15 protein-coding genes and 1 tRNA gene are annotated in these 18,831 nt (G+C 67.3%); 10 read left to right on the top strand and 6 right to left on the bottom strand.

The genetic code is table 11. The annotated features are described in order from the left end of the window. Positions 1 to 553: 553 nt before the first annotated feature. Genes GQR91_RS15765 through GQR91_RS15755 form a run of 3 tightly spaced genes read left to right on the top strand, consistent with a single transcriptional unit; the run spans position 554 to position 2,944 of the window. Positions 554 to 1,804 carry a lipoprotein-releasing ABC transporter permease subunit gene (locus tag GQR91_RS15765; RefSeq protein ID WP_149680735.1) on the top strand — a complete coding sequence of 417 codons (1,251 nt, stop codon included), beginning with the start codon at positions 554 to 556 and terminating at the stop codon, positions 1,802 to 1,804. After that, positions 1,797 to 2,477 (top strand): ABC transporter ATP-binding protein, encoded by a 681-nt coding sequence (locus GQR91_RS15760; protein WP_149680734.1) that lies wholly within the window; start codon positions 1,797 to 1,799, stop codon positions 2,475 to 2,477. Before GQR91_RS15765 ends, GQR91_RS15760 begins: the two co-directional genes overlap by 8 nt. After that, positions 2,468 to 2,944 (top strand): glutathione peroxidase, encoded by a 477-nt coding sequence (locus GQR91_RS15755; RefSeq protein ID WP_149680733.1) that lies wholly within the window; start codon positions 2,468 to 2,470, stop codon positions 2,942 to 2,944. The genes GQR91_RS15760 and GQR91_RS15755 overlap by 10 nt, the downstream gene beginning before the upstream one ends. Positions 2,945 to 2,984: 40 nt before the next feature. Here the strand turns inward: GQR91_RS15755 and GQR91_RS15750 are convergent, their stop codons facing one another. Then, the gene (locus tag GQR91_RS15750; protein ID WP_235903815.1) at positions 2,985 to 3,533 is read right to left on the bottom strand and encodes an HdeD family acid-resistance protein; all 549 of its coding nucleotides are present in this window, start codon (positions 3,531 to 3,533) and stop codon (positions 2,985 to 2,987) included. Between the two features lie 166 nt (positions 3,534 to 3,699). Here GQR91_RS15750 and dnaE point away from each other — a divergent pair, with 166 nt between their 5' ends. After that, entirely contained in the window at positions 3,700 to 7,146 is a 3,447-nt protein-coding gene (gene dnaE, locus GQR91_RS15745; RefSeq protein ID WP_235903873.1) for a DNA polymerase III subunit alpha, read from the top strand. Positions 7,147 to 7,412: 266 nt separating this feature from the next. On the opposite strand, the gene GQR91_RS15740 is transcribed toward dnaE, so the two are convergent. After that, positions 7,413 to 8,483, bottom strand: coding sequence for a PA0069 family radical SAM protein (locus GQR91_RS15740; RefSeq protein WP_149680731.1), 1,071 nt, complete (start codon positions 8,481 to 8,483; stop codon positions 7,413 to 7,415). 54 nt (positions 8,484 to 8,537) lie between these two features. Here GQR91_RS15740 and GQR91_RS15735 point away from each other — a divergent pair, with 54 nt between their 5' ends. After that, positions 8,538 to 8,876, top strand: coding sequence for a VOC family protein (locus GQR91_RS15735; RefSeq protein WP_112382916.1), 339 nt, complete (start codon positions 8,538 to 8,540; stop codon positions 8,874 to 8,876). Between the two features lie 3 nt (positions 8,877 to 8,879). Here the strand turns inward: GQR91_RS15735 and moaB are convergent, their stop codons facing one another. From moaB to GQR91_RS15720, 3 genes are read right to left on the bottom strand one after another with little or no spacing between them, the layout of a single operon-like run. After that, positions 8,880 to 9,407 (bottom strand): molybdenum cofactor biosynthesis protein B, encoded by a 528-nt coding sequence (gene moaB, locus GQR91_RS15730; protein WP_149680730.1) that lies wholly within the window; start codon positions 9,405 to 9,407, stop codon positions 8,880 to 8,882. After that, positions 9,397 to 11,226: a lytic transglycosylase domain-containing protein gene (locus tag GQR91_RS15725; RefSeq protein ID WP_174236567.1), complete on the bottom strand. Its 1,830-nt coding sequence runs from the start codon at positions 11,224 to 11,226 to the stop codon at positions 9,397 to 9,399. Before GQR91_RS15725 ends, moaB begins: the two co-directional genes overlap by 11 nt. After that, positions 11,223 to 12,017, bottom strand: a complete 795-nt coding sequence (locus GQR91_RS15720) for a uracil-DNA glycosylase (RefSeq protein WP_235903814.1) — start codon at positions 12,015 to 12,017, stop codon at positions 11,223 to 11,225. The genes GQR91_RS15725 and GQR91_RS15720 overlap by 4 nt, the downstream gene beginning before the upstream one ends. Before the next feature lie 106 nt (positions 12,018 to 12,123). Between GQR91_RS15720 and GQR91_RS15715 the strand changes: the two genes are divergently transcribed. Continuing rightward, positions 12,124 to 13,779, top strand: a complete 1,656-nt coding sequence (locus GQR91_RS15715) for an electron transfer flavoprotein-ubiquinone oxidoreductase (protein ID WP_149680729.1) — start codon at positions 12,124 to 12,126, stop codon at positions 13,777 to 13,779. After that, positions 13,751 to 15,355, top strand: coding sequence for a tetratricopeptide repeat protein (locus GQR91_RS15710; RefSeq protein WP_235903813.1), 1,605 nt, complete (start codon positions 13,751 to 13,753; stop codon positions 15,353 to 15,355). The genes GQR91_RS15715 and GQR91_RS15710 overlap by 29 nt, the downstream gene beginning before the upstream one ends. 61 nt (positions 15,356 to 15,416) lie before the next feature. Here the strand turns inward: GQR91_RS15710 and GQR91_RS15705 are convergent, their stop codons facing one another. Beyond that, entirely contained in the window at positions 15,417 to 15,941 is a 525-nt protein-coding gene (locus tag GQR91_RS15705) for a MarR family transcriptional regulator (RefSeq protein ID WP_112382749.1), read from the bottom strand. Positions 15,942 to 15,983: 42 nt separating this feature from the next. Between GQR91_RS15705 and GQR91_RS15700 the strand changes: the two genes are divergently transcribed. The 3 genes from GQR91_RS15700 (at position 15,984) to GQR91_RS15690 (ending at position 18,650) form a co-directional block, all read left to right on the top strand. Next, the gene (locus GQR91_RS15700) at positions 15,984 to 17,081 is read left to right on the top strand and encodes a branched-chain amino acid aminotransferase (RefSeq protein WP_149680728.1); all 1,098 of its coding nucleotides are present in this window, start codon (positions 15,984 to 15,986) and stop codon (positions 17,079 to 17,081) included. Between the two features lie 44 nt (positions 17,082 to 17,125). Further along, positions 17,126 to 17,200 (top strand) — tRNA-Gln (locus GQR91_RS15695). Positions 17,201 to 17,462: 262 nt separating this feature from the next. Next, positions 17,463 to 18,650, top strand: coding sequence for a hypothetical protein (locus GQR91_RS15690; RefSeq protein WP_149680727.1), 1,188 nt, complete (start codon positions 17,463 to 17,465; stop codon positions 18,648 to 18,650). Positions 18,651 to 18,831 lie beyond the last annotated feature (181 nt).

Here is an 18,831-nt window from a genome sequence, read left to right as displayed (position 1 = left end):
GGAGAGGGCGCTGGATTGCTCGTCGTTTCCTGATTTCCGTGCCACGCACGCAAGATCATAAACCACATCAATCAGCCACCTGCCGTTCATCTTCGCTGCGCTAGGTAAAAATCCCGTCCAGGGCGCCGGAGTCGGCGGTGGGAACGGCAGTCTGGAAGCTCCCCGTATCCCATGTCGGCTTCGGCGGCATTCCGGCGGAAACAATTGCAGTTCCGCGTGGTTCTGCTGCACGGCATGTTGCCGAAAAAGCAAACGCCCGGACCGTTGCCGATCCGGGCGCCTGCGTGACGATCGCTCGTCAGCCCCCTTGTCCCGCTCTCGCTCCAGCCCCTTGAAAGGCGGGCGGAAGAGCATTCCCCGAACCACGGCCGTTGCCTGTGTCTCAAGTGAGTTCTTGCTAGGTAAGCCACCGGGCTTTGTCACGCGTCATCAAGACGAGCTTACACGATTGCCCGGGCGCTGTGACTTGCGCGCAACATCGCGCGCCATTGCCAGCCCGGCAGGTGCCGCCTAGAGCCTGTATGATGCATTCCAAGGATCGATCGACCCGCCCATGATCCTCTCTCGCTATGAACGGATGATCGCCCGGCGCTACCTGCTGCCCGGCAAGGGGGAAGCCTTTATCTTCCTGGTCGCGTCGATCAGCCTGGTCGCGGTGATGCTGGGCGTCGCCGCGCTCGTCATCGTGATGAGCGTGATGAACGGGTTCCGCGCCGAACTGTTCGACAAGATCGTCGGCCTGAACGGCCATGCGGTGGTGCAGGGCATCGGCGGGCGCCTGCCCGACTGGCAGGACATCGTGCGTGATGCCAAGCGGACGCCGGGCGTGACCAGCGCGGTGCCGCTGATCGAGCAGCCGCTGATGTCCAGCTATAACGGCCGCGTCGAGGCCGTGCTGGTGCGCGGCATGCGCGTCGCCGACATTCGCGGCAACAGTGCGATCGGGTCCAAGATCGTGATGGGTAACCTGTCCAGCGTCACGCCGGGCAGCAACCGGATCGCGATCGGCAGCCGCCTGGCCGAGGCGCTGGGCGCGACGGTGGGATCGGACATCTCGCTGATCAGTCCGCAGGGGCAGACCACGCCGTTCGGCACGATGCCACGCATCGTCAGCTACAAGGTCGGCGCGATCTTCGAGATCGGGGTGTACGATTACGACAAGGCGTATGTCATCATGCCGATCGAGGATGCGCAGACCCTGCTGCTGATGGGCGACGCGGTCGGCATGATCGAGTTGCAGACGGTGAATGCCGACCGGGTCGGGGAGATATTGGCGCCGCTGGCCGACAGGATGGGCGGGCGTGCGGTGATCGCCGATTGGCGGACGATGAACGCGCAACTTTTCGAGGCGCTGGCGGTGGAGCGGGTGGCGATGTTCACCGTCCTGTCGATCATCATCCTGGTGGCCGTGTTCAACATCCTGTCCTCGCTGATCATGCTGGTGCGCGCCAAGACGCGCGACATCGCGATCCTGCGTACCATGGGCGCGACGCGCGGCGGGCTGATGCGCATCTTCATGGTGGTGGGCACCACCATCGGCGCGCTGGGCACGGTCGCGGGCCTGATCCTGGGTGCGATCTTCCTGTTCTATCGGCAGGGGGTGGTGAACATCGTGCAGCTCGTTACCGGTCAGAATCTGTGGGACCCGTCGATCCGCTACCTGACCGAATTGCCGTCCAAGACCGATCCGGTGGAGGTGGTGGTGATCGCGGCGATGGCCCTGATCTTCTCCTTCCTCGCCACGCTCTACCCGGCCTGGAAGGCGGCGAGCACGGACCCCGTACAGGTGCTGCGCTATGAATGAACCCGTTCTCCAGACCACCGGCCTGGCGCGCAGCTTCACGCAGGGCGGGCAGACGATCGACGTGCTGCGCGGCGTGAACCTGTCGATCGCGCCGGGCGAGATCGTCGCGCTGCTCGGGCCCTCCGGATCGGGCAAGTCGACGCTGTTGCAGGCGGTGGGGCTGCTGGAAGGCGGCTTTTCCGGATCGATCCGTATCGCCGGCGAAGAGGTGGCGAAGCTGGACGCGCATGGCCGCACGATCACGCGGCGTGACCGGCTGGGCTTCGTCTATCAATTCCATCATCTGTTGCCCGATTTCAACGCGATCGAGAATGTCGTCCTGCCGCAGCTGGTGCACGGGGCGGAGACGGTGCCGGCGCAGGAGCGGGCGACGGCGTTGCTGACTGCGCTGGGGCTGGGGCATCGGCTGACGCACCGGCCGAGCCAGTTGTCGGGGGGCGAGCAGCAGCGGGTCGCGGTGGCGCGGGCGCTGGCCAATCGGCCGGCGCTGGTGCTGGCGGACGAGCCGACGGGCAATCTGGACGAGCATACTTCGCAGGTGGTGCTGGCCGAATTCCTGCGGCTGGTGCGGGGCGAGGGTTCGGCGGCGCTGGTGGCGACGCATAACGAACGGCTGGCATTGAAGATGGACCGCGTCGTGCGGCTGCATGAGGGGATGCTGGAATGCGCATAACCGATCTGTCCGTGAAGGCAGCGGGCGGTGGCATGGTGTCGCTGTCCGACCATGCGGGGCAGGTGCTGCTGATCGTCAACACCGCGTCCAAATGCGGGTTCACGCCGCAATATGAGGGGCTGGAGGCGCTGCACCGCCGCTATGGGGCGCGAGGGTTTTCAGTGCTGGGCTTCCCGTGCAACCAGTTCGGCGCGCAGGAGCCGGGCGATGCGGCGGAGATCGCGAACTTCTGTTCGACCAGCTATGACGTGACGTTTCCGGTCTTCGCCAAGATCGACGTGAACGGGGCGGATGCGGACCCGCTGTTCGTGCTGTTGAAGGACGAGGCGCCGGGGCTGTTGGGATCGAAGGCGGTGAAGTGGAACTTCACGAAGTTCCTCGTCAACCGCGAAGGGCGCGTGGTGCGACGCTATGCACCGACGACGAAGCCGGAGGAGCTGACGGCGGATATCGAGGAGTTGTTGTAAGGTCAGCCCTCTCCCCCCCTGAGGGAAGAGGGCTTATGGATCAGAGGGCGAAGGCGTCTGCGCCCTTTTTGTGGTTCAGGGCCGAGACGATGGCGGTGATGCCGCCGAACAGGAAGCTGAGGCCGAGGATGTAGCCCGGCAGGGTCAATGCGCTCCACGGGAGCGTTGCCAGCACCACTAGGGCAAGCACGATGTTGAGCGCGCCGAGCGCAAACATCGCGCCGCGCCCGCGTCGCATGCGGCGGCCCCAGACGATCTCCAATATGCCGCGCAGACCCAGCCAGACGGCGACGAGGAGCGTCAGCGACAATGCGCCGGTCGCCGGTTCGAACGCCATGATGAGGCCGATGAACAGCGACAACAGGCCGAAGCCGATCGCATAGCCGCGCCCCTCATGCCCTTGGCCGAAGATGCCGGCGCCGATCGAGACGATGCCGGCGGCGATGAAGCAGGCGCCGATCACCAGCGTCGCGGCCAGCGTCGCCGAGAAGGGCCAGGCGAATGCGGCGACGCCGATCGCCGCGGACAGGATGCCATAGCCCAATATCCAGCCCCAGCCGGACCCGACCCTGGGTGTACCGATGGACATTTGCGGATCCTGGGAGGCGTCGGTCATGCGGGCATTCTTCCTGTGATTCACGATCGCAACGGGTCGATCGGACGAGGGTTCCGTGCTGGTCGAATCATGCGGGTCGGGCTATGGGGATGCGATGCATTCCGGCTATGTCCCGCTCCGCATCTTTTCCTCCTTCACGATGCTCGACGGGGCGATGGACCCCAAGGCGATCGCCGCGCAGGCGAAGACGCAAGGGTTTCCCGCCGCCGGGCTGACCGATCGTAATGGCCTGTATGCCGCCATGGCGTTTTCGGACGCGGCCAAGAAGGCCGGCGTGCAGCCGGTGGTCGGCACGATGCTGGGTCTTGCCCGGCCGGACATGCCCGAGGGCGTGCCGCCGGTGCTGGACTGGATCGCGCTCTATGCGCAGAACGAACGCGGCTACGACAATCTGTGCGCGCTGGTGTCGGCGGCCCATCTGGAGCGGCCGATCGAACTGCCGGCGCATGTCTGCTTCGAGACGCTGGCGCGGCATTGCGACGGGCTGGTGGCATTGACCGCGGGCGGGGAGGGCGGACTGGCGCGGCTGTTCGCGGAGGATCAGCCGGCACGTGCGGGCACCTATGCGGACCGTTTGCAGGCGCTGTTCGGCGACCGGCTGTTCGTGGAGCTGTGCCGCCGCGACGATCCGGTCGAGATGGCGGCCGAGCAGGCGCTGATCGACCTGGCCTATGACCGGGACCTGCCGCTGGTCGCGACGAACCCGTGCTGTTTCACCGACTCCGCCTTCGGCGACGCGCATGACGCGATGTTGTGCATCGCCAATTCCACCTATGTGGAAAGCGAGGACCGGCCGCGTAGCTGTCCGGAGGCATGGCTGAAGCCGGCGGCGCAGATGAAGGCGCTGTTCGCCGACCTGCCCGAGGCGATCGACAACACGCTGATCGTGGCGCAGCGCTGCGCGGTGATGGCGCCGTGGCGGAAGCCGATCCTGCCCAGCCTGGCGGGCGACCGTGACGGCGAGGCGGAGATGTTGCGTCGCGACGCGCGCGCCGGGCTGGAGGCGCGGCTCGACCGCATCGCCGAGCTGGAGGGCGAGGGGGCGCCGGGCTGGCGCGAGGCGTATCACGAGCGCCTGACCTTCGAGGTCGACATCATCATCCAGATGGGCTTTCCCGGCTATTTCCTGATCGTCGCGGACTTCATCAAATGGGCAAAGGACCATGACATTCCGGTGGGGCCGGGGCGTGGTTCGGGCGCGGGTTCGGTCGTCGCCTGGGCGCTGACGATCACCGACCTCGATCCGCTGAAGCTGGGCCTGCTGTTCGAACGCTTCCTGAACCCGGAACGCGTGTCGATGCCCGACTTCGACATCGACTTCTGCGAAACGCGGCGCGGCGAGGTGATCCGCTACGTGCAGGAGAAATACGGCCGCGATCAGGTGGCGCAGATCATCACCTTCGGTAAGCTGAAGGCGCGCGCGGTGTTGAAAGACACGGGCCGCGTGCTGCAGATGAGCTATGGCCAGGTCGACCGGCTGGCCAAGCTGGTGCCCAATCACCCGACCGATCCCTGGGACCTGAAGCGCGCGCTGAACGGCGTGCCCGAGCTTGCCAAGGAATATGCCAACGACAACCAGGTCCGGCGCCTGCTGGACCTGGCGACGAAGCTGGAGGGCCTGCCGCGCCACTCGTCGACGCATGCCGCCGGCGTGGTGATCGGCGACCGGCCGCTGGCGCAACTGGTGCCCCTCTACCGCGATCCGCGATCCGACATGCCGGTGACGCAGTTCGACATGAAATATGTCGAGGGCGCCGGGCTGGTGAAGTTCGACTTCCTCGGCCTGAAAACGCTGTCCGTGCTGCAAAAGGCGGTGAAACTGCTGAACAAGCGCGGGGTCGAGATCGATCTTGCCGCACTGCCCTGGGATGACGAGGCGACCTACGGCCTGCTCCAGAAGGGCGACACGGTGGGCGTGTTCCAGCTGGAATCAGAAGGCATGCGCCGGACGCTGTCCGCGGTCCGGCCGACCAATTTTGGCGACATCATCGCGCTCGTCTCGCTCTACCGGCCGGGGCCGATGGACAACATCCCCTCGTTCGGGCGACGCAAGCAGGGCACGGAGGAGATCGTCTATCCGCATGCGCTGCTGGAGCCGATCCTGGCGGAGACCTACGGCATCTTCGTCTACCAGGAACAGGTGATGCAGGCCGCGCAGATCCTGGCGGGATATTCGCTGGGCGGCGCCGACCTGCTGCGCCGCGCGATGGGCAAGAAGATCAAGGCGGAGATGGACGCGCAGCGCGCGACCTTTGTCGAGGGGTGCCTGAGCGCCAACGGCATTCCCAAGGCCAAGGCGAACGAGCTGTTCGACTTGATCGACAAGTTCGCCGGATATGGCTTCAACAAGTCGCACGCTGCCGCCTATGCACTGCTCGCCTACCAGACGGCGTGGCTGAAGGCGCATCATCCGCATGAATTCTATGCCGCATCGATGTGCTACGACATGGCGCTGACCGACAAGCTGGCGATCTTTGTCGATGATGCGCGCCGCATGGGCGTGACCATGCTGCCGCCGTGTATTCATGCCAGTCAGGCCGAGTTCGATGTCGAGGTGCATGGCGAGGGACTGGCCGTCCGCTATGCGCTGGGCGCGCTGAAGTCGGTGGGCGAGGGCGCCATGGAGAAGCTGGTCGCCGAGCGCACCAGCGGCGGCGCCTTCACGACGCTGGACGCACTGGCGACGCGGGTGGATCCGCGACTGATCAACAAGCGGCAATTGGAGACGCTGGCGGCGGCGGGCGCGTTCGACGGGGTGGAGGCGAACCGCGCCGGGGTGCACGCGGTGGCCGAGACGATCCTGGCGATCGCGGCACGCACCCATGCCGGGCGGACGAGCGGGCAGGGCGGCCTGTTCGGCGACGGGCCGCAGGCGGGCGATGCGATCAAGCTGCCGGCGAATGCGCGGTGGAGCCTTTCGGAAAAGATGGAGCAGGAGAAGGAGGCGTTCGGCTTCTATTTCTCCGCGCACCCCGTCGACCGGCACGCGCATATTGCGCGGATGCACGGCGCGCGCAGCTATACCGCGCTGTCCGAACTGGTGATCCCGGACGACGGTACGCGTGCGGGCGCGACGATGGCGCTGTTGATCGAGGATGCGCGGTGGCGCACCTCGGCGCGAGGCAAGCGCTATATGATGGCGCAGGTATCCGATGCGACGGGGCAGTTCCTGGCGACGTGTTTCGACGATGCGGTGGCCAAGGATCTGGAGGACGCGGCACGGGTCGGCGGATGCGGGCTGGTGACGGTGGAGTTGGACCGCCGACCGGGCGAGGAGGCGCCGCGGGTCAGCATCAAGCGTATCCAGCCGTTCGAGAATCTGGCGTCGCAGGCGCGGTTCGTGCTGGAGGTGGCGATCGGCGATGCAGCGGCGTTCCGCCCGCTCGCCGCGTTGCTGGCCGAGCATCGCGGCGCCAAGGGGGAAGTCCGGGCGCGGCTGGCGCTTCCCGACGGGGGCGAGGCGATGGTGATGCTGGGGCGCGACTTCCTGCTGGACGCGGAACTGGCCGAGCATGTCGAGACGCTGCCGGGGGTGACGGGGGTGGAGATGAAGAGTTCCGACGCGCGGTTGGCGCTGGTAGGTTAGCGCCGAGCGCTATGAGGCCAGGCAGCACTGCTGGTATGCCCCTCACCCTCCCCACGGCTGCGCCGTGGGTCCCCTCTCCCCGGAGGGGAGAGGGATTGTATGGATTACTTGCTTTCGCCTTCGGGCTCTTCGGCGTTGTTGCCGTAGCCGGCACCCGATTCCTGCTCGGTGGGGGTGTCGTCCTGCTGCGGTTCCTGCTCGGGGTCGATCATCATCCGTCTCCTTCGCAGGTTCAACGGCTGGGATGGCCGCGCGATCCTTTGAGGTCAGAACAACTCGCCCTGCGCCCCGGCCGGCTTGCGGAACAGGTCGGTGCGTAAGGTAATGCGCTCACGGTTGAGGCCGTGGCGGCGGCAGGCGATGTGGAAGCGGGTGCGCAGCAGATCCGCCCAAGGGCCGCTGCCCTTCATGCGGTTGAAGAAGTCCGGATCATTGTCGCGCCCGCCGCGCATCGCCTGGATCGTCGCCATCACCTTGCCGGCGCGGTCGGGGAAATGCGCGTCGAGCCAGGCGCGGAACAGCGGCGCGACCTCATGGGGCAGGCGGACGGGAATGAAGAAGGCGTTGCGGGCGCCGGCCTGCGCGGCGCGTTCGATCAGATGCTCCATTTCATGGTCGGTGATTGCCGGGATGACGGGGGCGATCGAGACATAGACGGGCACGCCGGCATCGGCGAGGCGGCGGACCGCGGCGAGACGGCGTTCGGGATGCGGCGCGCGCGGCTCGATGGTGCCGGCGATCTTCGGGTCGAGCGAGGTGATCGACATGCACACCGCCGCGAGCCCGTCAGCCGCCATGGGGCCGAGCAGATCGAGGTCGCGCACCACGCGATCCGACTTGGTGGTGATGGTCAGCGGATGGCGGGTTTCCGCCAGTATCTCAATGACGTTCCGGGTGATGCGCCAGTCGGACTCGATGGGTTGATAGGGGTCGGTGTTGGTGCCGAGTGCCATGGGGGCGGGGGTGTAGGCCGGCCGGGCGAGTTCGGTGCGGAGCAGGGTGGCGGCGTCGGGTTTGGCGAAAAGGCGGCTTTCGAAGTCGAGGCCGGGGGAGAGGTCGTGAAAGGCGTGGGTGGGGCGGGCGAAGCAGTAGATGCAGCCATGTTCGCAGCCGCGATACGGGTTGATCGAGCGGTCGAAGGGGACGTCGGGGGAGGCGTTGCGGGCGATGATCGTGCGGGGGCGTTCGACCGTCACCGTGGTGCGCAGTCGCGGGGCCTCGCCGTCGATCGCCTCGCGGGCGTCGAGCCAGTCACCATCGGCTTCTTGGCCGGGCAGGTTGAAGCGGGTGCTGGCCGCGTTCATCGTGGCGCCGCGCTGGGGGCGAGTCTTTGCCATTGCGCGATGCTATCGGTCGTGTCAGAACATAGCAAGAACAACAGGGGCGAAGCGATGGCACGGTTGAACTATCTGGAACTGCCGGTGCGCGACCGGGAGGCGGCGAAGCGTTTCTATGCGCAGGCGTTCGGCTGGGACTTCAGCGATTTCGGGCCGAGCTATGCGGCGACGATGTCGGGCGATACCGATATCGGGCTGGACGCCGACCGCGACGCGGTGCGCCAGCCGCTGCCGGTGATCGAGGTGGCGGACCTGGAGGCGGCGCTGGCCGCCGTGGCCGGGGCGGGGGGCACGATCAGCGTGCCGATCTTCGCCTTTCCCGGCGGGCGGCGATTCCATTTCCGCGACATGGACGGGCATGAACTGGCCGCGATGCAGCCGGATGCCGGGTGAGGCTCAACGCTCCTGAAGGCGGGGCATCAGCTCGACGAAGTTGCAGGGACGATGGCGGCTGTCGAGCTGGTCCTTGAGGATGCCGTTCCAGGCGTCCTTCACCGCGCCGGTGGAGCCGGGCAGGGCGAAGATATAGGTGCCGCGGGTGACGCAGGCGCAGGCGCGCGACTGGACGGTGGAGGTGCCGATCGTCTGGTAGCTGAGCCAGCGGAAGAGTTCGCCGAAGCCGGGGATCATCTTGTCGGCGACGCGCTCCACCGCCTCCGGTGTCACGTCGCGGCCGGTAACGCCGGTGCCGCCGGTGGTCAGGATGCAATCGACCTCGGGATCGTCGATCCAGGCGTGCAGGCGCGCGACGATCTGTTCCGCCTCGTCGCGGATGATCGCCCGGTCGGCGAGTTCGTGACCCGCCCCGGTCAGCAGGCCGACCAGCGTGTCGCCGGAGCGGTCCTCGGCCAGGCTGCGGGTGTCGGAGACGGTGAGGACGGCGATGCGGACCGGGCGGAAGGTGCGGGTGGGATCAATCGGCACGCGTCACCGTGGTCGATTGCGGACTGACCGCCGCCTGTACCGCGATGGCGGTGGTGGCGTCGGCGGTGGCGCGCGGATTGGGCTTCGCGTTCATGCGGACCGCAGCGGCGCCCGGCAGGCCGGGGAAGCGCGGCCACATGCCCTGCGCCAGTGCGGTGCGGCTGGGCGACCTGGCTTTGCCCGCCTGCCCCTCGTACATCCAGTAGTTGCGCAGCACCGTGGTGACGTAGCCGCGCGTTTCCCAATAGGGGATGCTTTCGATGTAGAGCAGCGGATCGCCGCCGTCATGGACGATGCTGTTCCATTCGCCGACCGGCTTGGGGCCGGCGTTATAGGCCGCGATCACCTTGGGCAGCAGGCCGCCGGTGATGCCCGCCATGTCGCGCAGCCGCTCCAGATGGCGCTGGCCGACATCCATGTTGGTGGACGGCTTGGTCAGTGCGGACTTGTCGATGGAGACGCCGCGTTCACGCGCGAAGTCGGTCGCGGCGGCGGGCATGATCTGCATCAGGCCATAGGCGCCGGCGGGGCTCACCACCTTGTTGCGGAAACCCGATTCCTGAAGCGTGTGGGCATAGACCAGCGCCTTGTCGACGCGCCAGCCGCTGTCCGGCGTCCAGTTCGGGGTGGGGTAGCGTGCCTCGGCGGTGGCGGTGACGCCGGCCGGGCAGTTATGCGCCAGCCAGACGGTGGTCGCCGGCAGGTCGAGCGATTCGGCAAGGCGAACGAGGCTGCGGAATTCGGCGGGGGCACCGATGCGCGCCTGTTGGCGGATCACGGTATCGGCCAGCTCGCTCTCGCCGATTTCCGCCAGCGCGGCGGCGACGCGGATGTTGGGGCGGCGGTCGAGCGCCGCCCAGTCGGTGGCGACCAACTGCCCGCCGGGCTGGGCCTGCGTCTTCAGGCCGAGCGCCTGTCGGGCAAGTTGACCATAGAAGCTTTCGCCGAATTGCGCGGCGGCCTTCAGCCGGCCCTCGATCTTGTCGGGGCGGCCGCACACCATGTCGGCACGCGATGCCCAGTAGAGCGCGGCGGCGCGCAGATCGACGTCGGGGGCGCGGGCGGCAACCCCCTCGAACCCGTTCTCGGCGGCGGCGCAGTCGCCCTGGCGCCAAGCGGACAGCGCGCCGGCCCAGCGGCCCTGGATCGCCCATTCGCCGCTGCCCACCGCCGCCTTGGCGGCCATGGCGCGGGCGTTGGTGTCGTCGCCGCCGAGGAAATACATCCAGGCGACCCGCTGCTGCCACTCGGTCTGCGCTTCGGGCGTGAGGCCGCTGGTGGATTCGAGCAGCGCCTGTGCCGGTGCACCCTGGTCCGCCTTCACATAAGGCTGCATCTGTACCGCGAGGGTGGCGGCGATTTCGTCGCTTTTCACGCTCTTGGCACGGGCGCGGCGGGGCGCGCCGTCGCGCCAGATCAGCGTCTGGGTTTCGGGAAGCGGGGGAAGTTCGCTCGCGCCGCGCGACTTGGCGAGGCGGGCGAGCTGCTCGGCCTGGGGCAGCTCGGGCGCTTCGTTCAGGACGGCGAGCAGCTTGTCGAGATCAACGCGCGGCGATCCCTTGGCGGTGTAGAGCTCGGCGCGAGCGATGGCGTGGAGCGGACCCGGCTTCAGCGCGTCGAGCTGCAGCTGGGCATCGGTCCAGCGGCCGTCGCGGATCGCGCCGAAGATGGCGCGGTAACCGACCTGTTGCGCGTCGTCGAGCAGCGTGGGGATGCGCGGGGTCTTGGCGGTGGTTGCGCTATTGGCCGGTTCGGCGGTGGCCGCCGCCGCGGCCATGGTGGCCGCCAGTGCGCATGCGATCGCCAGCGTGCGCGTCATGCCCCGATATCCTTCATCAGCAACTGCAAATCCCTCCAGGCCTCCGCCTTCGCCACCGGCTTTTCCAACAGGAACCTTGGGTGGAAGCTTGCCACCACACCGGTATCCTGCTCGCCGGTCGACCCCTCGGTGCCGGTTCTATGGTTAAGCCGGTGCAAAATCCCGCGCGCCTGACCCATTTCGGTCCCAAGGATGGCACGGCTCGCCGCATTGCCGAGCAGCAGCAGCCTTTTGGGCGCGACCAGCCCGACATGGTGGCGGGAGACCTCGCCCAGCCGGGTTTCGAGTTCGCGCGGCATGCGGCCGGCGGCGGGACGGCGCGCGCAGACCGCGGCAATATGCACCGCGTCGCGCGACAGGCCGATCGCGGCAAGCATCCGGTCGAACAGGCGACCGGGCGCCCCGGACAGCAATTGCCCCGCCTGTCCGTCGTCGCGGTCCGGGCAGTCGACCAAGATCATCACGGCCGCATCCGCCGGACCGCTGGCGGCCAGCGAGATGCCGGTCCAGCCCTGCTCCGGCGCCTCCGGCCCCATGCGCCAGGTGGCGAATGCCTCCAGCGTGTCGGGCAGGGCGGCGGGCGCCGGCGCGATGGCGGCGGGGGATGCGGGCAGGGTGACAAGGGCGAGGCCCGGCATGGGCGCGAACGCCTCGTCCGTCGGCGTGGCGAGCCAGTCGAACGGATCGTCGCCGACGATCAGGTCCACGCCGGCATCGTGCCACCATTCGAGCGCGCTGGCGGCAAGTGCAGGATCGATGGTCTGGTAAGCCCCCATATTGGGTTCACCCATGCTTCAAGGTTGACGAAAACGTCAATCTGTCGGATCGGCAAAAGGGACAAATTGGTGTTGGCCCGCGCCCGAAAGAAGCGACGCTACCGCCACCGGAGGGATGCGCATGACCGAACGCGAATCAATGCCATATGACGTCGTGATCGTGGGAGCGGGCCCGGCGGGCCTGTCTGCCGCGATTCGTCTGAAGCAGCTGGCCGCCGAGGGTGGCACCGAACTTTCGGTGTGCGTGCTGGAAAAGGGCTCGGAAGTCGGCGCACACATCCTGTCGGGTGCGGTGATCGATCCGCGCACGCTCGATGAGCTGCTGCCCGACTGGCGCGAGGATGGCTGCCCGATGGCCGAGGTGCCGGTGACGCAGAACCATCACTGGATCCTGTCCGCCACGAAGAAGCGCGTGCTGCCGCATCTGTGGACGCCGCCCTTCATGCACAACAAGAACACCTATACCGGCAGCCTGGGCAATTTGTGCCGCTGGCTGGCGGGCAAGGCCGAGGAACTGGGCGTCGAGATCTTCCCCGGCTTTGCCGCGGCCGAGATCCTGTTCCACGACGATGGTCGGGTGAAGGGCGTCGCCACCGGCGACATGGGCGTGGCGCGCGACGGCACGCGCAAGCCGGACTGGCAGCCGGGGCTGGAGCTGCACGCGAAATATACCTTCTTCGCCGAGGGGGTGCGCGGGCATCTGAGCAAGGAGATCATCCGCCAGTTCGACCTCGACCGCGACAGCGAGCCGCAGGTATACGGCCTGGGCATCAAGGAATTGTGGGACATCGACCCCGCCAAGCACGAGCTGGGCAAGGTGGTGCATACGCAAGGATGGCCGCTGGGCGACGATGCCAATGGCGGCGGCTGGATCTATCACCAGGCGAACGGGCAGGTGTCGATCGGCTTCGTCACCTGGCTGAACTATTCCAACCCCTATCTGTCGCCCTTCCAGGAAATGCAGAAGTGGAAGACGCATCCCGAGATCGCCGAGCTGCTGAAGGGCGGCAAGCGCGTGTCCTATGGTGCGCGCGCGATCAACGAAGGCGGGTTGCAGGCGATCCCGAAGCTCGTCTTCCCCGGCGGCGCGCTGATCGGCTGCTCGGCCGGCTTCCTGAACGTGCCGCGGATCAAGGGCACGCATACCGCGATGAAGTCCGGCATGATGGCGGCCGAGGCCGCGTTCGAGGCGGTGCAGGCGGGGCGTGAGGGCGACGAACTGTCCGCCTACCCTGACGCGTTCGAGCGGTCCTGGGTCAAGAAGGAGCTGTCGATCGTCCGCAACACCAAGCCGCTGGTGGCGCGGTTCGGCGACTTCATGGGATCGGGGCTGGCGGGCGTCACCATGTGGCTTGAATATTTCAAGCTGAAGATGCCCTTCACGATGAAGCAGCACCGCGATCACGAAACGCTGTGGCGCAAGGATCAGGTGAAGCCGCCGGTCTATCCCAAGCCGGACGGCGTGCTGACCTTCGACCGGCTGTCGTCGGTGTTCCTGTCGAACACCAATCATGAAGAGGACCAGCCGGTGCACCTGACGCTGAAGGATGCGTCGGTGCCGATCGAACACAACCTGCCGCTCTATGACGAGCCCGCGCAACGATATTGCCCGGCCGGCGTCTATGAAGTGGTGGGCGTCGAGGAGGGCGATCCGAAGTTCGTCATCAACGCGCAGAATTGCGTCCACTGCAAGACCTGTGACATCAAGGACCCGACCCAGAACATCAACTGGGTCGTGCCCGAAGGCGGTGGAGGCCCGAACTATCCGAACATGTAGCCGCATCATCGGGATCGTCCTGGCGTTCTGCCCATCCGTCGCCTTCGCCTCAGCGGATGGGGGCAGGGACGACCTGTCCGCCTATCTGGCGGCGCGGATCGCCGCGGCGCAAGGGCGGCCCGATGCGGCGGCGGCGCGCTTCGGCGAGGTGCTGGCGGGGCGGCCCGACGATCCGGTGATTGCGGTGCGGGCCTATCGCGAAGCGCTGGCCGCGGGCGACGATGCGCTGGTCCGCCGGGCCGCGGCGGTGTTGCAGAGGGCCGATGTCGCGCCGCTGGACGTGGCGCTGATCGCGGTCGCCGATGCCGCGCGGCGGAACGACCCGGCCGCGCTCGATGCGGCGGCAACCCGGCTGGAGCGCGGCGGGCTCGCCATCCTGGCGCCGTCGCTGCATGGCTGGGCGGCGTTTGCGCGGGGCGAGGACCCGAACCCGATCCTGGCCGCGACCAAGGATGTGGTGGCACGGCGCCTGTCGCTGGAAACGCAGGTCCTGCTGTCGATCGCGGCGGGTCGCGACGATGGCGGCGGCGCGCGCATCGCCATCGAGGGCGCGCAGTCGCCGCTCGATATCCGCATCGCCGCTGCACAGTTGCTGTTCCACCGCCATCGCCGCGATGCGGCGCGGGCATTGATCGCGGGAAGCGATCCGACGCTGACCGCGCATCGCCGCGGTATCGGGGCGAAGCCGACGCTGGCTTTCGGGGTATCGCGGCTGCTCGCCCGCGTGGGCGCCGAGATCGCGGGGCAGGGGCCGCGTTCGCTTGCGATCGCACTGGCCCGCGCCAGCCTGTCCGCCGATCCGGGATATGACCGTGCGCGGCTGGTGCTAGCCGACGCCCTGGCGCGTGACGGCAGCGAGGCGCAGGCGCTGGCGGTGCTGGACGCCGTGGGGCGCAAGAGCCCGTTCGTCGAACCCGCCGCGGCCAGCCGCATCGGGTTGCTGGACGCGATGGGCAAGGGCGGCGTCGCACTCGATCTCGCACGGGCCCGCGCGACGGCCCGCAATGCATCGTCGCGCGACTGGCAGGTGTTCGCCGACCTGTTGTCGGAGGACGGCCGCTTTGCCGAGGCGGCCGGCTGGTATGCACGCGTCGTGGCGGCGGAACCGCCGGTGCCCTGGGCGGCGTGGATGCAATATGGCAGCGCGCTCGATCAGGCGGGGCAGTGGGCGCAGGCGGAGCCGGCCCTGGCGCGGGCCGTGGCACTGGCGCCCGACGAGCCGCTGGCGCTCAACTATCTCGGCTATGCCCGGGTGATGCGCGGGCAGGATGTCGCGGGCGCGACGAAGCTGCTGGAGACGGCGAGCCGGATCGCACCGAATAATCCGTCGATTACCGACTCGCTCGGCTGGGCCTATCATATCGCCGGCCAGTCGCACCGGGCGGTGCCGCTGCTGGAGCGTGCGGCGGCGGAGGAACCCGCCAATGCCGAGATCGCCGAGCATCTGGGCGATGTCTACTGGGCGCTCGGCCGCAGGTTCGAGGCGCGTTATGCGTGGCGGGCCGCCGCCTTGTATGCCGAAGCGCCGGACGGCGAGCGGCTTGTCGCCAAGCTCGCCCGCGCGCCGGAGGGGTGAAGGGGTATCCGCATATGGGCGGGATGGTGCCGGTCGTGCCCCACCGGCGGGGGGTCAGGGATCAACCCGGACGTTTGTCCAGCAGGCGCAATTTTTCGATGCGGGTGCGCTCTTCCTCCGGGATCAGTCCTTCCAGCACCGTCCAGAAGCCGGTCACCGCCTGTTGCCCCGCGCGGGCATAGGCCAGGGACAGCTTCTCACGCAGCGCCTCGAACAGCGTGCTTTCCATCGTCAAACCCTCGGGCGTCAGGCGCAGCAGCCTTTGGCGCCGATCCCGGTCGCCGGGCCTCGTCTCCAATAATCCTCGTTCGGTCAGTTCGTTGAGCACGCGGCCCAACGACTGTTTGGTGATGGCCAGTATCGACAGCAATTCGCTGACCGTCATGTCGGGCCGCCGCGCGATGAAGTAGAGCGCGCGGTGATGCGCACGCCCCAGCCCTTGCGCTGCCAACCCGCGATCGATCGATCGCACGATATGGCTGTTGCCGAAATACATGAGTTCCATGCCCTTGCGGAGCTCTGGTTCGCGGAGAAATTGTGCCGATGCGGACTGGTTCAAGGCAGTCATGTTGACCGGTTTAGCCATCGGTCCTACGCGTCCGCAACCTGATTGTTTGAGAGGACCGCCATGCACGCGCCGACGACCGTCCCGTTCCGCTTCGATCCCAGCGCGACCCCGGTCGACGCGAGCGAGCGTGCGGCGCGGCTGGTCGACCCTGGTTTCGGGCGCGTCTTCACCGATCACATGGCGCTGATCCGGTGGGACGATGCGCAGGGCTGGCACGACGCGCAGATCACCGCCCGCAAGCCGCTCACCCTCGATCCGGCCGCCGCGGTCCTGCATTATGCGCAGGAAATCTTCGAAGGGATGAAGGCCTATTCGCTGGAGGATGGCGGTATCGGCCTGTTCCGGCCGGAGATGAACGCGCGCCGGTTCAACGATTCCGCGCGGCGCATGGCGATGCCCGAATTGCCCGAAGCGCTGTTCCTGGAGTCGATCGAACGGCTGGTGCAGGCCGATCGCGACTGGATCCCGACGATGGAGGGCGGCTCGCTCTATCTGCGGCCGTTCATGATCGCCAGCGAGGTGTTCCTGGGGGTGAAGCCCTCGTCCGAATATCTCTACATGGTGATCGCCTCATCGGTCGGCGCCTATTTCAAGGGTGGCGCGCCGGCGGTGTCGATCTGGGTCAGCCAGGGCTATACTCGCGCGGCCCCTGGCGGCACCGGCGCGGCCAAGTGCGGCGGCAATTACGCGGCCAGCCTGCTCGCGCAAAAGGAGGCGATCGCGCAAGGATGCGACCAGGTCGTGTTCCTGGACGCCGCCGAGCGCAAATGGGTCGAGGAACTGGGCGGCATGAACGTCTTCTTCGTCTTCGACGACGGTTCACTGGCGACGCCGCCGCTGAGCGGGACGATCCTGCCCGGCATCACGCGCGATTCGGTGCTGACGCTAGCCCGCGACGCCGGGCTGACGGTGCGCGAGGAGCCTTATTCGCTCGATCAGTGGCGCGCGGACGCGCAGAGCGGTCGTCTGGTCGAAGCGTTCGCATGTGGCACGGCAGCGGTGGTCACGCCGATCGGTAGCGTGGCGGAGCCGGCCGGGCGCTTCACCATCGGATCGGGTGGGCCGGGCCAACTCACCACCAAATTGCGCGAGCAATTGGTCGCGATCCAGCGCGGCCATGCGGCCGACCCGCATCAGTGGCTCCGCCGCCTAGATTGAGGCTTTTCAAGTGGCGCGCCGCCCTTTAAGGCGCGCCACTCCACTGGGGCGTCGCCAAGCGGTAAGGCAACGGTTTTTGGTACCGTCATACGCAGGTTCGAATCCTGCCGCCCCAGCCATCTGCCTGAAATCCCAGCCAATTGGCTGCTAAGTGTTTGAAGATGCTGGCTGACTATCAGGGTCGGCCGTTGGCACCTGCACAATTGTGCATCGGATTGTGCCAATGCGCTGGCCGGGAAGGCCGCGGTTTTGGACTGTCTTCAACACGTTTACCGGCGCGGGCACATTTTCTGGTGGCGCCGAATTCACCGTTTATTGGATAATGGCACCCTAGATGTTCGGCTGTCGCTGCGGACCACCGACCGGAAGGCAGCGCGCAACATGGGGGCGGCGCTCACGGCGGTGACGCCGAGGGTGCTGGAGATGCTCGACAGGCGGGCCAAGCAGAAGACCGATATCACCGAGCAGGAGCTCCAGGCGATCGCCAAGGCGATGTACGAGGAGCGACTGGCCGAGGTGTGCACCCTGCAGCGATCGACGCCATACGATGTCGAGACCCACTCGGCCGCCAATTTGGCGTTCGTCGATTATTTCGAGCGACTGAAGAACCAGGGCGGCCATATGTCCTTCCTGCCGGCCGAAGAGCGCAAACTGGAGGCGGAGGGCTGGAGCGCGCAGCGGATCGTCGACCTGCGCAGGATCATCGCCATGCGAGAGGAGCGCGGCATCGACCCGATCCGGCAGGAGGAGATCGATCGCCATCTTGCCGCTGCGGGTTTCGCAGTCGATGACCGGCTGCGCTGGATGCTGGAGCTAGCCCTCTATCCGGCCTACCGCGACGCCTATGCCGCCGCAGAGGCGCAGCTTCGAAGTGCGGCCACGCCCAGGACGGTGGCGCCTGGCAATTCGGCCACGCCTGCACTGGCGCAGCCGTTGCCTTCGCCCATCGCTGGCGTTCATCCTGCGCCGGTCGGTACGGCTCCGGGGGTGCCAGAGGACTGGCTGCATTGCACCCCAGTCGAGGCGGCGGAACGGATGATCGCCACGACGCCCCGCCTGCTGGAGCATCGCAAGGGCGGCAAGCGCGAGAAGGACAGCGTCGGCGAACAGACGCTGCGCCAGATCCGCTGGGCTGCCGTGCTGCTGCAGAAGTCGTTGCCACCCGGCACGCCGATGTGGCGGGTTACCAAGGCGGACATCGTCAAGCTCGACAAATGGTTCGATCAGCTCTCCGTCAACTATGGCAAGGCGGCTGGCGACCACGACCTCGGGCAAAGCCTGGAACAGGCCGCAGCCGTGTTCGCCGATCGGGTCGAGAATGGCGGCGTACCCATGGATCAGATCGGCTTGTCCACTGGGACCGCCAACAAGCACTTCAACAAGCTGGGCCAATCCACAGCTTCACGCGCAAGGCCGTGCCCATCGCCGAGCCGATCGACTTTGGTGAGTTTACGGCCCCGATCGACAAGGACGAACGCGAGGCGCGGCTGCGCTATACACGTGAGCAGGGCGAGGCGATCTTCCGCCTGCCGCCATGGACCGGCTGCGTCGGCGTCGAGGAGCGACTGAAGCCCGGCTCCAAGGTCATCCACGATGGCCTGTTCTATCTACTGCTGCTGGTCTGGTACACCGGCGCGCGGCGCGAGGAATTGGCCAAGCTCATGCTCGACGATGTCGAGGAGCGGCATGGCATCAACTATCTGCTGATCCGCCCCACCATCACCGGGCGGATCAAGAACAAGTCCGCCCG

Origin of the sequence: Sphingomonas carotinifaciens, assembly GCF_009789535.1 — a bacterium.
In the GTDB taxonomy this organism is placed as follows: domain Bacteria; phylum Pseudomonadota; class Alphaproteobacteria; order Sphingomonadales; family Sphingomonadaceae; genus Sphingomonas; species Sphingomonas carotinifaciens.
Note: the sequence above shows the minus strand (reverse complement) of the source record. Positions and strands in the feature narration are given on the sequence as shown.

Coding starts and splice junctions, on each gene's coding strand:
- GQR91_RS15755 (WP_149680733.1), top strand. CDS start 2,468: ATGCGCATAACCGATCTGTCCGTGAAGGCAGCGGGCGGTGGCATGGTG.
- GQR91_RS15705 (WP_112382749.1), bottom strand. CDS start 15,941: ATGGCTAAACCGGTCAACATGACTGCCTTGAACCAGTCCGCATCGGCA.
- GQR91_RS15715 (WP_149680729.1), top strand. CDS start 12,124: ATGACCGAACGCGAATCAATGCCATATGACGTCGTGATCGTGGGAGCG.
- GQR91_RS15720 (WP_235903814.1), bottom strand. CDS start 12,017: ATGGGTGAACCCAATATGGGGGCTTACCAGACCATCGATCCTGCACTT.
- GQR91_RS15750 (WP_235903815.1), bottom strand. CDS start 3,533: ATGTCCATCGGTACACCCAGGGTCGGGTCCGGCTGGGGCTGGATATTG.
- GQR91_RS15690 (WP_149680727.1), top strand. CDS start 17,463: ATGGGGGCGGCGCTCACGGCGGTGACGCCGAGGGTGCTGGAGATGCTC.
- GQR91_RS15765 (WP_149680735.1), top strand. CDS start 554: ATGATCCTCTCTCGCTATGAACGGATGATCGCCCGGCGCTACCTGCTG.
- GQR91_RS15725 (WP_174236567.1), bottom strand. CDS start 11,226: ATGACGCGCACGCTGGCGATCGCATGCGCACTGGCGGCCACCATGGCC.
- GQR91_RS15735 (WP_112382916.1), top strand. CDS start 8,538: ATGGCACGGTTGAACTATCTGGAACTGCCGGTGCGCGACCGGGAGGCG.
- GQR91_RS15740 (WP_149680731.1), bottom strand. CDS start 8,483: ATGGCAAAGACTCGCCCCCAGCGCGGCGCCACGATGAACGCGGCCAGC.
- GQR91_RS15700 (WP_149680728.1), top strand. CDS start 15,984: ATGCACGCGCCGACGACCGTCCCGTTCCGCTTCGATCCCAGCGCGACC.
- dnaE (WP_235903873.1), top strand. CDS start 3,700: ATGCTCGACGGGGCGATGGACCCCAAGGCGATCGCCGCGCAGGCGAAG.
- GQR91_RS15760 (WP_149680734.1), top strand. CDS start 1,797: ATGAATGAACCCGTTCTCCAGACCACCGGCCTGGCGCGCAGCTTCACG.